Source organism: Neobacillus vireti (genome assembly GCF_036962465.1).
GTDB lineage: Bacteria > Bacillota > Bacilli > Bacillales > Cytobacillaceae > Neobacillus > Neobacillus vireti_B.
In genome coordinates, this window is the sequence record NZ_JBALNF010000013.1 from 269,275 (window position 1) to 281,634 (window position 12,360).

Annotated in this window: 14 protein-coding genes; 11 read left to right on the top strand and 3 right to left on the bottom strand. The window is 42.7% G+C overall.

All coding sequences use genetic code 11. The features are described 5' to 3' along the window. Positions 1–148 precede the first annotated feature (148 nt). The 9 genes from thiM to V7077_RS06175 are packed head-to-tail and all read left to right on the top strand — an operon-like array spanning position 149 to position 7,441. A complete protein-coding gene (gene thiM, locus V7077_RS06135) occupies positions 149–955 on the top strand; it encodes a hydroxyethylthiazole kinase (RefSeq protein WP_335499422.1) in 807 nt (268 codons plus the stop codon). A 14-nt stretch (positions 956–969) separates the two neighbouring features. Further along, positions 970–1,779, top strand: coding sequence for a bifunctional hydroxymethylpyrimidine kinase/phosphomethylpyrimidine kinase (thiD, locus tag V7077_RS06140; RefSeq protein ID WP_335499425.1), 810 nt, complete (start codon positions 970–972; stop codon positions 1,777–1,779). Next, positions 1,776–2,417 carry a thiamine phosphate synthase gene (gene thiE, locus V7077_RS06145; protein ID WP_335499427.1) on the top strand — a complete coding sequence of 214 codons (642 nt, stop codon included), beginning with the start codon at positions 1,776–1,778 and terminating at the stop codon, positions 2,415–2,417. The genes thiD and thiE overlap by 4 nt, the downstream gene beginning before the upstream one ends. A 4-nt stretch (positions 2,418–2,421) precedes the next feature. Then, positions 2,422–2,937, top strand: a complete 516-nt coding sequence (thiW, locus tag V7077_RS06150) for an energy coupling factor transporter S component ThiW (RefSeq protein ID WP_335499429.1) — start codon at positions 2,422–2,424, stop codon at positions 2,935–2,937. 12 nt (positions 2,938–2,949) lie between these two features. Then, entirely contained in the window at positions 2,950–4,233 is a 1,284-nt protein-coding gene (locus V7077_RS06155; RefSeq protein ID WP_335499431.1) for an acetylornithine deacetylase, read from the top strand. Between the two features lie 4 nt (positions 4,234–4,237). Continuing rightward, positions 4,238–4,909: a thiaminase II gene (gene tenA, locus V7077_RS06160; protein ID WP_335499433.1), complete on the top strand. Its 672-nt coding sequence runs from the start codon at positions 4,238–4,240 to the stop codon at positions 4,907–4,909. A 7-nt stretch (positions 4,910–4,916) separates the two neighbouring features. Further along, entirely contained in the window at positions 4,917–5,657 is a 741-nt protein-coding gene (locus V7077_RS06165; protein WP_335499435.1) for an ABC transporter ATP-binding protein, read from the top strand. Then, a complete protein-coding gene (locus tag V7077_RS06170) occupies positions 5,644–6,417 on the top strand; it encodes an ABC transporter permease (RefSeq protein WP_335499437.1) in 774 nt (257 codons plus the stop codon). The genes V7077_RS06165 and V7077_RS06170 overlap by 14 nt, the downstream gene beginning before the upstream one ends. Positions 6,418–6,436: 19 nt before the next feature. Further along, on the top strand, positions 6,437–7,441 hold the full coding sequence (locus tag V7077_RS06175; RefSeq protein ID WP_335499439.1) for an ABC transporter substrate-binding protein: 1,005 nt from the start codon (positions 6,437–6,439) through the stop codon (positions 7,439–7,441). An 88-nt stretch (positions 7,442–7,529) separates the two neighbouring features. On the opposite strand, the gene V7077_RS06180 is transcribed toward V7077_RS06175, so the two are convergent. Together V7077_RS06180 and V7077_RS06185 are read right to left on the bottom strand one after the other, a co-directional pair. After that, positions 7,530–8,261, bottom strand: coding sequence for a protein-glutamine gamma-glutamyltransferase (locus V7077_RS06180; protein WP_335499441.1), 732 nt, complete (start codon positions 8,259–8,261; stop codon positions 7,530–7,532). Between the two features lie 79 nt (positions 8,262–8,340). Further along, a complete protein-coding gene (locus tag V7077_RS06185; protein WP_335499444.1) occupies positions 8,341–9,792 on the bottom strand; it encodes an MFS transporter in 1,452 nt (483 codons plus the stop codon). Between the two features lie 136 nt (positions 9,793–9,928). Between V7077_RS06185 and V7077_RS06190 the strand changes: the two genes are divergently transcribed. Further along, complete coding sequence (locus V7077_RS06190) at positions 9,929–10,351, top strand: MarR family winged helix-turn-helix transcriptional regulator (RefSeq protein WP_335499446.1); 423 nt, start codon at positions 9,929–9,931, stop codon at positions 10,349–10,351. Positions 10,352–10,508: 157 nt separating this feature from the next. Here V7077_RS06190 and V7077_RS06195 read toward each other — a convergent pair whose 3' ends face one another. Further along, positions 10,509–11,747 carry an MFS transporter gene (locus V7077_RS06195; RefSeq protein ID WP_335499448.1) on the bottom strand — a complete coding sequence of 413 codons (1,239 nt, stop codon included), beginning with the start codon at positions 11,745–11,747 and terminating at the stop codon, positions 10,509–10,511. Between the two features lie 345 nt (positions 11,748–12,092). On the opposite strand from V7077_RS06195, the gene V7077_RS06200 reads away from it, so the two are divergent. After that, entirely contained in the window at positions 12,093–12,293 is a 201-nt protein-coding gene (locus tag V7077_RS06200) for a cold-shock protein (RefSeq protein WP_215045983.1), read from the top strand. Positions 12,294–12,360 lie beyond the last annotated feature (67 nt).

A 12,360-nucleotide genomic window follows, 5' to 3' on the forward strand; every position in this document is an offset into this window, starting at 1 on the left:
TCCTGCGGAGTACGGTGCAGGGGAGACCCCGCAGGCGCAAGTGCGCTGAGGAGGCTTCCCGGCACGCCTGCGGAAAGCTCCAATCAACATGTTAAAACTCAACAATAATCTTTAACACTATGTTAAAAAAAGAAAAGGGGAGAGTAAGTTGGAAAAAAACTTTGTGGTTGAAACATTAAATAGAGTAAGAGAGGTAAGTCCGCTTGTACATAATATCACGAATGTGGTTGTGACAAATTTTACTGCTAACGGTCTGCTTGCCTTGGGTGCATCGCCAGTCATGGCCTATGCCAAGGAAGAGGTTGCTGATATGGCCAAGATTGCCAGTTCACTTGTATTGAATATTGGCACGTTAAATGCCGAGAACGTGACTAGCATGATTATTGCGGGAAAAGCAGCAAACGAGCACGATGTTCCGGTTATTTTCGACCCGGTGGGAGCAGGGGCAACTCCATACCGAACGGAAACTGCCCACAAAATAATCAAGGATGTCAAGATTTCAGTGGTGCGCGGAAATGCCGCTGAGATTGCGAATGTAATAGGCGAAAAATGGGAAATTAAAGGTGTTGATGCAGGAGCAGGAAATGGAAACATAGTCGAGCTTGCAATCAAGGCTGCGAAAACGACCGGCAGTGTGGTGGTTATCACCGGAAAAGAGGATATTGTTTCAGACGGTGAAACCACGTATGGTGTTTCCGGCGGTCATCCCATTTTAACGAAAGTTACGGGCACGGGCTGTTTATTAACCTCAGTCATTGGTGCCTTTACGGGAGTGGAAAAGGATATTCTGCGTGCGGCAGCGGCGGCTTTAGCCTATTACGGGATTGCTGCGGAAAAGGCGGCAGAAAAAGCAGCGGAAGCGGGACCTGGAAGTTTCCAAGTTGAATTTTTGAATCAATTAGCACTTGTCACAGAAGAAGATATTCTTTCAAATGTTTCGATTAGAAAATGTTAGCGGAGGTTTGTAGGATGAAAAGAGCATTAACAATCGCTGGTTCAGATAGTGGCGGCGGAGCAGGAATTCAAGCCGATTTAAAGACATTCCAAGAATTAGCGGTTTTTGGCATGTCGGCAATCACCGCAGTGACTGCGCAAAATACGTTAGGAGTTCATGGAGTTTATCCGATGACTCCAGAAGCGGTAGTCCAACAGATTCAGGCGATTGGCGAAGATATCGGCACGAATGCTGTGAAAACAGGGATGCTGTTTAGCTCGGATATTATAAAAGCTGTTTCTGAGCAAGTACGGAAATATAAATGGGAGAACCTTGTGGTTGACCCAGTGATGATTGCCAAAGGCGGTGCTTCTTTACTGCAGCAGGAAGCGATATATGCTATGAAAACTTATTTATTGCCGCTCGCCAAAGTGATTACTCCGAATATTCCGGAGGCAGAGGTTCTAACGGGTATGAGTATTAGAAGTGCTGATGATAAGAAGGAAGCTGCTATAAAATTATCCGAACTAGGAGTTAAAACGGTTGTAATCAAAGGCGGTCACGATGAGGATGAATCAGCGTCCACCGACTTACTTTATGATGGTTGTGACTTTTACACTTTCACCAATAAACGGATCCCGACGAAAAACACACACGGCACCGGGTGCACCTTTTCAGCAGCGTTAACGGCGGAACTGGCCAAAGGGGCATCGGTTTATGATGCTGTGTTAACAGCGAAGGAGTTTATTCAGGCGGCAATTGAGGACGGCATTGAGATCGGTCATGGGCATGGCCCTACGAACCACGGGGCATTTCGGAAAAGAAGGGAGCTGGGCAATCGATGAAAAACCTTAGCGAGGCTTTAAAGGTCTATTTTATCATGGGCAGTCCTAACTGCCTTAAAGAACCGGTCCAGGTTTTAACAGAAGCAATCGCTGGTGGAGTTACCCTTTTTCAATTTCGTGAAAAAGGGAAGGGTGCTTTAACAGGGGCGGAAAAATACGAACTGGCTAGACAGTTACAAAGTATCTGTAAAGATTATGAAATTCCCTTTATCGTTAATGATGACATTGAGTTGGCAATCAAGTTGGATGCAGACGGTGTACATATTGGGCAAGAGGATGAGCCAGTAAAGGTGGTCCGCGCGAGAATTGGCGACGGTAAAATCCTTGGTGTTTCTGTCCATACTCCGGAAGAAGCCGAGACAGCACTGAACGATGGTGCTGATTATTTTGGTATTGGACCCATCTACCCTACTAGCTCAAAGGATGACGCGAAGCCTGTCAGGGGAACAGAACTAATTGAAATCCTCCGCCAACAAGGCTATACCATTCCAATGGTCGGAATAGGCGGTATTACTAGTGAAAATGCAGCGGCAGTCGTAAAGGCTGGAGCAGATGGCGTTTCAGTTATTACGGCCATCAGTCATGCAGATTCACCACTCGAAGCAGCAAAGGCTTTAAAAAATAGTGTGGAGGGCTGATAACATGAATAAAACGTATAAGCTGACACTTACGGCGATGATGGTCGCGATCGGTACGATTACTAGTAATCTCGTAGCTATACCAATCGGGTTTACAAAGGTATTCCCCATGCAGCATTTTTTAAACGTCTTATCTGCTGTCCTATTAGGGCCCTATTATGCAGTCGCTCAGGCATTCTTGGTCTCATTGATCCGCAATTTAATGGGAACAGGTTCGATTTTTGCCTTTCCTAGCAGTATGGTCGGAGCGTTGCTGGCGTCCCTGTTATTTTTAAAAACAAAAAAGATGTACCTTGCATTTGCCGGTGAAGTAATCGGAACAGGGATCCTTGGTGCGCTTTTATCCTATCCGATCGCCACGTTAATCCTTGGACAAAAAGCAACACTTTTTGGATTTATTCCGTTATTTATCTTCAGCTCATTTGCAGGTGCGCTGCTTGGATTTGTGGTTTTAGTCGTATTTTTAAGAAAGAAAGTATTAGTAATGAATGAAAATAAATCTCCAGCTATAAAAAACTAGGGTGTGTGGAAATTGAACGAGGAATTGATTGAAAAAATCACGGGTGAAATCGAGGCGAGAAAAGGGGAATTACTTGAACTGTTGACTGAGCTTGTTTCCTTTCCGACAGTCAGCCCGCCTGCCCGTAATACCAACAGTGTTCAAGAATTTATTAAAGGATATTTAGACGCGTTGGGATTTACGACAGATAAGTGGGATGTGTACCCCGGGGATCCAAATGTAGTCGGAATGTTGCCGGGGGCCTCTCCTAGCCAGTTTAATAGCTTAATTGTAAACGGCCATGTCGATGTGGCCGAGGTTGGCGACACAAAAGAATGGAACTCCTCCCCATTTGAGGCTTATCAAAAGGATGGCTATATAGTTGGCCGGGGCGTAGCGGATATGAAAGGCGGAATTGCCGCATCACTCTTTGCCATAAAACTATTAAAAGAATTGGGTATCACCTTACAAGGGGACCTTCAATTCCAATCTGTCATTGGGGAAGAAGTCGGTGAAGCGGGGACCCAAGCCTGTGTCGAGCGGGGGTATAATGCAGACTATGCCGTTGTGGTTGATACCAGTGACTTCCATATTCAAGGGCAAGGCGGCGTCATTACCGGCTGGATCACCATTCAAAGCAAGGAAACCTATCACGATGGCATTCGCCGGAAAATGATTCATGCCGGCGGCGGTGTTAAAGGAGCTAGTGCGATTGAGAAAATGATGAAGGTTATCGCAGGCCTCCAAGAACTTGAGCGCCACTGGGCAGTGACCAAAAGCTATGAAGGATTTCCGCCGGGAACGAATACCATTAATCCTGCGGTGATTGAGGGAGGCCGGCATGCGGCGTTTGTAGCCGATCGCTGTGCATTATGGGTGACGGTTCATTTTTATCCAAATGAGGACTATGAAGAAGTGATTAGAGAAATTGAACAACATATCTTGGCGGTTGCAGCCGCTGATCCGTGGCTTAGAGAAAACCCTCCAGAGTTTGTTTGGGGAGGAAAATCGATGATCGTCGACCGCGGTGAAATTTTTCCTTCATTAGAAATAGACGCAGAGCATCCTGGCACAAAACTTTTAACCAGCTCTTTTGAAAAAATGTTACACCTACAGCCGATGGTCGGAATGTCCACAACGGTAACCGATGCAGGCTGGCTGGGGCGTGCCGGAATTCCGACTGCTATCTTTGGACCTGGAAGGTTAGAGGATGCGCATGCCGTGAACGAAAAGCTGGAAATACAACAGCTGCTCGATTTTACTAAGGTAATAGCTGTTTTTATCGCTGAATGGTGTAACAGCAAGAAGGAGGAGTGACAGCATGAAATTTTCTCAGCGTCTTTTTGAAAAAGTAAAGGATATTTGGGAGAAGACCCATCAGCATCCCTTTGTTGTCGGAATGGGGAACGGAGACCTCCCGGTTGAATCGTTTATACGTTACATGAAGCAAGACTATGTATTTTTAATCGATTATTCCAAGCTGTTTGCCTTAGGCGCAGTAAAGGCAAGAGATATCGAGACAATGGCAGCTTTCGCTAAGCTCCTTGATGAGACATTGCACGTGGAAATGGACTTGCACCGCCAATATGCTGAAAAGTTCGGGATTACCCATCAACAGCTGGAAGAGACGAAAGCTGCCCCGATAAATTTAGCCTACACCCGATACATGTTAAATGTGGCGCAAAATGGTTCTCTTGAGGAATTAATCTCAGCATTATTGCCATGTATGTGGAGCTATTGGGAGATCGGCAAGATGTTAGCAAAAGAATATCAGGGTGCTAGCAGTCACTATCAGTATGGTGAGTGGGTAAAAATGTACTCTTCAGATGAATTTGGCAGTCTTGCGAAGTGGCTGATCGATTTATTAGACCAATTGACGATAGGAAAACCGGAAAGGGAGTTAGCCATCTTAGAAGAACATTTCTTAACCACTTCCCGGTTTGAATATATGTTTTGGGATATGGTCTATCAGGGGGGCGAGTGGCCTGTCTAATTCATCAATGTTACAGATCAACGAATTATCTTATACCTTTGGTGTCGAAAAACCTATTTTTGAAAAAATTTCACTCGACGTGAAAGCTGGGGAATTTGTTTCGGTGATCGGGGCGAGTGGTTCTGGTAAAAGCACTCTCTTTAAGTTGGTAACCGGGTTACTTGAACCTCAACAAGGGAGAATTCTGATTAATGGTGAGCAGGGTGCCGGAAAGAGACTAGGAAGTGTGGGCTATATGCCGCAAAAGGACCTGCTTTTACCGTGGAGAACGGTTTTAGACAATGTCCTACTTCCGCTCGAGGTAACTAAGGAAAAAAAGAAAAGCAAATTACTAGAAGTGCGTGAGTGGCTGGCTCGCTTTGGACTTGCCGATTATGAAAATGCTTATCCCAATGAACTGTCAGGAGGAATGCGGCAGCGTGCTGCTTTTTTGAGAACACTAATGACAGGGAAAGACTTGCTCTTGTTAGATGAACCGTTTGGTGCCCTTGATTCGATGACGAAACGGAATATGCAGAGCTGGTTATTGGGATTGTGGGGCGAGTTACAAAAAACGGTCCTTTTTATCACCCATGACCTTGAGGAAGCGATATTGCTAAGCGACAGGATCTATGTGCTAAAAGTGGACGGTATTGAAGAATGGAAGGTTAACCTGCCGAGACCGAGAAGTTCAGAACTAATCTATGAGGCTGATTTTATCAGAATGAGAAAAGAACTGGAGTGGCTGATTCAACATGAGAATAACTAGATTTAAAAAATGGACGAGTGATTATGGTTTATTTATTATCGTCGTCATTCTTATTGTCAGCGTATGGGAAATGGTTGTAAGGCGCGGAATCATTCCAGCCTTTATCTTGCCATCACCTTCAGCTATCTGGAGCTCATTAATGAACAACCGTGAACTTCTGTTTGAAGAGCATTTGCCAGCCACTCTGAATGAGGTGCTGATTGGGTTTGCGATTTCCATTACTGCCGGAACCGTACTCGGAGTTGGCATGCACTTTTCTCGTACATTAGAAAAAGTACTTTATCCGTTTCTAGTGATTTCACAAACGATTCCGCTGATTGCGATTTCGCCAATATTTATTATGTGGTTTGGCTATTCGATTTGGAGCAAAATTGCCGTCACGATTTTAACGGCATTCTTTCCGATTGTTGTTAGTACTTATGATGGGTTGAAGTCGGGTGGTCAGGAATATCGTGAGTTGTTGTTAACAATGGGGGCAAACCGCTGGACGATTTTTAGGAAAATACAGGTGCCAATGGCCCTGCCAGCGTTTTTGACAGGTTTGAAAATGTCGGTTGTCTATTGTGTTGTCGGGGCGACGATCGGCGAATGGCTCGGTGCCAGTGAGGGCCTCGGGTACTTCAGCCGGCGGATGTCGGGCAGCTTACAGGCAGATGCTGTGTTTGCGGCGATTTTCCTATTATCCTTACTCGGAATTGTCTTGTTTTTATTAATAAGTTTAATAGAAAAGCAAGTTTTGAAAAATAAAGTTCGCATCTAAGAGAGGAAGATAAAATTAAATGAAGAAAAGTGCATTCATTCTACTTAGTCTTTTATTACTGATATTAAGTGCATGTGGAAAAAACGACCAGAACGCGTCTGATAAGAATACAGGTAGAGAAAAAAAACTTGAAAAAGTGACCTTAATGCTAGATTGGTATCCAAATGCTGTCCACTCCTTTCTTTATGCAGCGCAGGAAAAGGGCTATTTTAAAGAGCAGGGATTGGATGTTAAGATTGAAATGCCTGCTGATACAAATGATCCGCTAAAACTTGTCGCTGCCAATCAAATCGATATGGCGCTCAGCTATCAGCCGCAGGTATTGGTGGCACGTGGAGAAGATATCCCTGTTCAATCATTTGGAGCTATTGTCCGTCATCCGCTAAATCAATTAATGGTGCCAGCAGATAGTTCAATCAAATCCCCTAAGGACTTAGCAGGTAAAACCATCGGCTATCCATCGATTCCTTTGGATGAAGCAATCGTCCAATCCATGGTTAAGTCTGACGGTGGAGATGCTTCTAAAATTAAAATGGTTGACGTTGGCTGGGACTTAATTCCCGCGATGGCAACGAAGAAAACAAACGCTCTAATTGGCGGTTATATTAACCACGAGAAGTTATTGCTGGACAAAGAAGGTCATCCAATGCGCACTTTAAATCCTGCTGACTACGGGGTGCCAGATTACTATGAATTAGTATTGGTCGGAAGTGAAAAGGAACTTAAAGCAAAGCCGGAAGTGTTTAAGAAGTTTATGACTGCAATCGGGAAAGGGCAAAAATATGTTCAGGACCACCCAGAAGCAGGCCTATCCGTTTTATTAAAGCATGAAGACAAATCATCTCCATTAGAGAAGGACATTGAGACAAAGAGCTTACAGCTCCTCTTGCCGCTCATGGACGCAAAAGACAAATCATTCGGCTACCAAGACCCGCAAACTTGGAACCAAGTCGCCGACTGGTTAAAAGAGAACAAAGTAATCAAATCCTCTGTTAAAGCAAAAGACGCATTTATCAACTTTTAATAGATCAATAAAGTAAAAAAGGTGACAGGCACCGCCCGTGGACATTGTCCACGGGTGGTGCCTGTCACCAATTTCACTATTTCTATATTTATCCATATGAAAATGATCGATAATACGGACGTGTAATCATATTCATGAGGTAAGCTGAGTACGCTGGACTCGGTTTTCTTTTTTTGTTTAGGAAGTTGATGATAGTACTGGCGCTTTGAATGCCGACCCCGTGTCCGTAATATTTGTCATCACCAAAATAGACAACATTTTCGGCGCGCCAATGAGGCTGTTTCGGATCAAAATCGGGATTGTTAAAATGCAAGACATCACCCGGGAGGAAATCATCCGAATACAATTGAAAAATCGGAAGATCCTCATCGAATTGCCAATCCATTAAGTAAAGCCGAGCAAATAACAGATCAAATCGCTCACGTCCAATCGAATACAGCGCGGCAATATATAAAACAATCGCAATGGCAGTGGAGCATTCAGTCGCATAGAGCTGCCCGTTCTTGAGGATGTCTAAGATTGCTGTTGAAGGGCTCACATTTGGCTTTAATAAGAAACCGCCATTAGCTAGTCTGTCCCAATACGTTTTATTACAAAAGGCGTACGTGAAAGTCGTAAACTTTATCCCGCTCTTGTTAAGTTCTTGTGCAGCTTTTAAAGTATTGGTACGAAAAAACAGTTCAAATTCTAATTGATGGATTGTTTGATAATCAAAGATAGAATGATAGCCCGCCATTAGTTTAATGATATTTTTTTCCTCTGGTTTGGTAATACCCTTAAGGTCTCCCGGCTCAACAACCTGATGATTGATTCTAATCATTGGAACCTCCTGATATCAAAATCACCTCATCTTCTAAAATATGAAACTTTTAAAAATATATTTATCAGTTGATAAAAATTTATTGATGTCGTACGGCAACTTTGGCTTTAAACAAACGCATTCCTGTTAACAGAGCAGCAATGAAGCAGATGCTGGCTGAGCCAATTAGGACGATGTGCATGCCATCGATAAAAATATCTGGCCGGTTGGGGATCAACCCTGTTACCCGGTAGCCGGCTTTTGCACTCATCACACTAAACAACGTGGTGGTAGCTACCGCAATGCCGACGACCATGCCAATATTCCGAATTAAAGAATTAATGCTTCCGGCAATCCCAAGCTGCGACCTTGGAACGGAGGACATTACCAAAGAATTGTTGGGCGATTGAAAAAGTCCGTTCCCTAAACCTAATATCGCCACCAGCGAACCAACAAATAAAATCGAACTGTTTGCGTGTAGAGTAGAAAGACCAACTTGGGCAAGCACCATAATAACCAGTCCGATAAACGTTAACAGTTCCGAGCCAATTTTATCGGATAATGCTCCGCTTAAAGGGGCTACAATGGACATGGTAATCGGAAACAGCATTAATAATAACCCAGCACTAAGCGGCGGCAAGTGCAGGATGTTTTGTGTATAGAATGGCGAAATAATATTAAAGCAAAAGGTCGACACAAAAACAAGACAGCCGCACAAAATGCTAAGTGAGAATGAGGGATTTTTGAATAAGGAAAACTGTAACATTGGCTGTTCTGTTCGGGACTCTGTCCATAAAAAGAAGATAAAAGTAACGACAGCTAGAATAATGGCCCCAAGAATCCGGATATCTTGATAGCCGAACTGTTGTCCAAGCAGGAGACCAGAAAATAGTGAGATAATAAAAACGGAAAATAAAATGCTCCCGAGCACATCCAGCTTTGCTTTTACAAAAGTAAGATCGGCAGGCAGTAATCTCCATCCAAACGATATAGCAATCAGCCCGATCGGGATATTTACCCAGAAGATATATTCCCATCCGAATGCAGAAACAAGTAAGCCTCCTAAACTAGGTCCGGCAATACTGCCGAGCGAAACAAAGGTCCCAATCAGGCCGAGTGCCTTACCGCGTTCGGTTGGCGGGAAAATTTCTGTTACAATTCCTTGGCTGTTTGCCATCGTCATTGATGCACCGACTGCCTGAATCATCCGAAATAGGAGCAGGTATGGTAATGTGCTGCTAAATCCGCACAAAAGCGAGCCAACTAAAAATATAATCATCCCTATTTTAAAGATTCTTATTTTTCCATATTGATCGCCCAACTTACCAAATAACAAGATAAACGTACAAATCGCAATTAAATAGATGGAAACCACCCATTGTATTTTTGCAATTGGCAGATTCATCGTTTTAGAAATGACAGGCAGGGCAATATTGACGATACTGCTGTCGAGCGTGGACATAAATACAAAAAGATTGAGGATCACTAAAATGATCCATCTCTTCCGTTGAATTCGCTCATCCTCCTGATATGTTTTAACTTTGGGAATCACGGGAACTCACCTCATCATTTGAATTTTAGTTGCTCTAGCAACTATCTGTGTATAAAGAGTGTAACTGGATATAGTTGCACTTGCAACTAAAATAAGATAATCTTGATATTATTGACACATTTAATGAGGGATGAAAATGGAAAGAAAACCAATTGGCAAGCTGATTTCGCAGCTTAATCGACAGCACCAAAAATTCCTGACAAAAGAGCTTAAACCGTTCAAAATTGGCGGCGGGGGACAACATAGTTTTTTAATCGAAATCTTAAGATCCCCCGGAGTCAATCAAGACAAATTAACGACAGAACTAAAATTTGATAAGGCAACAACCGCTAGGGCGGTTAAGCAATTGGAAGAGGCCGGGTACATCCAACGTGTTTTAGATGTAGAAGACCGTCGTTCCTATCAATTATATCCAACCCAAAAAGGACTGGAATTCCATCCAATCCTCATCCAACTATTAGATCGCTCCCACCAGCGATTAACCCAACAGTTAACCACACAAGAAACAGCCCAATTATTTACTTTGCTCAGCAAAATGAATCCGCTGGATGACAAGTAAGGCTGTCCATTCCGGAAGGACAGTGTCCACGTTTGGTGCCTGACACCATTATTACTATATAGATGTTGCTGGTAATGATGATGATGGAGTTGATGATGATGATGGCGATGATGGAGTTGATGATGATGGCTGCATAACAAAAAAAGCCCCATCACGGTTAAGAGGATGGGGACGCTTTTTTGGATGACAAGATTTTGCTTGTTTTTTTGGTTCGCATAAATTTTACATACATGAGGAAAAAGACAAAAGCGCTGATAAAACGTAACAGTGTACAGATCTCCATGGAAATTCTCATGTTGGAGATTTCTAAGAACCATATCCCAATTTGCGGGGCAATAAAAGCGACGAAGGATAAGAGGACATTATAGGTAGTAATACAATATGTTCTCTTTTCCTCTGGCGATTGCTCCAATAATAAATTAAACAATAAAAGCGTGGTACCGGAAACAAAAAATCCGGAGGTCATCGAAACAAAGGTAATATAATATACATTGGTCGATATGATGTTTAAAACGGGAGCTGTCGCCATTCCTACTGCTACCCAAACCAGCACCAGGGTATTAGATTTTTGTTCAGCCCACTTTTTCCATAAAGGGAACGAGAAAATCTGCACTAGCTGATTGGCGACCGAAAATATACTAATCCAGAGAATCGTTGCATGAACATAGCGGACATTATAGATATTGAATAAACCCCACGCCATCTGCCAAGTAAAATTAAAGCAGAGAGCTGTAATTAAGAACCACTTGTATCCTGGATCCTTAAATATCGACCAATCCATCGAGGATTTTTTTAGCGTCGACTTCACTTGTGGTTTTTCTCGATGCTTCATTAAAAAAAGGACTTCTAGTAAGCCAAAAACGAAAGCAATGATGAATAAAATTTGATAAGCCCAAGCATGATCGGTCTGGCTTTTCATGACAACCCCGATAATTAAGGTAGTGATCATGCCAACAACCGTTAAGAGACGGTTCCGGTCACTGAAAAAGGCTCCACGCCGTTTTTCTTTAATCATCCCGCTAATTAGTGTCTGCCAGCCAATGTTCGAGATCGTACCAGGAACATTCATGAGCGCAACAATAATTAGAAAAGCCCATGCTTGATAGGAAGAATGAATAAAAATCACTCCTGCCAGCAGTAAAAACATGATTCTCGCCCAAAGGACAGACATGGCAACCGTTTTCTTTTGCAATTCCAATCGGTTCAATAAAATAGCTGCTGGGACCGTCATTATAAGCGCGACCAAGGGTGGGAGCGAACTGATTAACCCTACCTGGTAATTGGTGGCCCCTAAAATAGAGATTGCAAAGATAGGAAAATAGTTGCTTGCCAGATTCACTGCGATGGTTGACACCATTCCATGATAAATACTAATTTTTTCGTTATAAGTCCGCATGTGTCTTCACCAATTTCTTTTTAAATTCTTAGTAATTATACAATCAAATACCACAATCTAATAGAGATAATTGAGATGTTTTTTTAAAATTTAGTAACGCTAAATATTTTATGTAAAGGCTTGCAGAATATGGTCAAAAGGACACATTTGTAAGGCAGACTTTTCTACCAAAAAAAACAATATTTGCAAATGAGTTTGCTTTATTTATTTCTATCTGCTATATTTAAGTAGAATTATTTTTGTGAGTCGGAAAGAACGTTAAAGTGATAACTGCTTTTTGTCTTGAAGATTTGAGCAAGGATAGTAACAAAATGTGTGCAAAGCACACAGCAGGAGGAACCACACATGGAACAAGGTAAAGTAAAATGGTTTAACGCAGAAAAAGGTTTTGGATTTATCGAGCGCGAAGCAGGAGACGACGTATTCGTACACTTCTCTGCAATCCAAGGCGAAGGCTTCAAATCTTTAGACGAAGGTCAAGCAGTATCTTTCGACGTTGAACAAGGTCAACGTGGACCACAAGCTTCTAACGTTCGTAAATTATAATTTTAAGCCATATATAAAAAGACTCTCATTAGAGAGTCTTTTTTTTATGCTGATTTCCTCCTGCAGC

Excerpts from the sequence above, each read along its gene's own strand:
- thiD (WP_335499425.1), top strand. The coding sequence starts at position 970 with ATGAAAAGAGCATTAACAATCGCTGGTTCAGATAGTGGCGGCGGAGCA.
- thiE (WP_335499427.1), top strand. The coding sequence starts at position 1,776 with ATGAAAAACCTTAGCGAGGCTTTAAAGGTCTATTTTATCATGGGCAGT.
- thiW (WP_335499429.1), top strand. The coding sequence starts at position 2,422 with ATGAATAAAACGTATAAGCTGACACTTACGGCGATGATGGTCGCGATC.
- tenA (WP_335499433.1), top strand. The coding sequence starts at position 4,238 with ATGAAATTTTCTCAGCGTCTTTTTGAAAAAGTAAAGGATATTTGGGAG.
- V7077_RS06165 (WP_335499435.1), top strand. The coding sequence starts at position 4,917 with ATGTTACAGATCAACGAATTATCTTATACCTTTGGTGTCGAAAAACCT.
- V7077_RS06170 (WP_335499437.1), top strand. The coding sequence starts at position 5,644 with ATGAGAATAACTAGATTTAAAAAATGGACGAGTGATTATGGTTTATTT.
- V7077_RS06175 (WP_335499439.1), top strand. The coding sequence starts at position 6,437 with ATGAAGAAAAGTGCATTCATTCTACTTAGTCTTTTATTACTGATATTA.
- V7077_RS06180 (WP_335499441.1), bottom strand. The coding sequence starts at position 8,261 with ATGATTAGAATCAATCATCAGGTTGTTGAGCCGGGAGACCTTAAGGGT.
- V7077_RS06190 (WP_335499446.1), top strand. The coding sequence starts at position 9,929 with ATGGAAAGAAAACCAATTGGCAAGCTGATTTCGCAGCTTAATCGACAG.
- V7077_RS06195 (WP_335499448.1), bottom strand. The coding sequence starts at position 11,747 with ATGCGGACTTATAACGAAAAAATTAGTATTTATCATGGAATGGTGTCA.
- V7077_RS06200 (WP_215045983.1), top strand. The coding sequence starts at position 12,093 with ATGGAACAAGGTAAAGTAAAATGGTTTAACGCAGAAAAAGGTTTTGGA.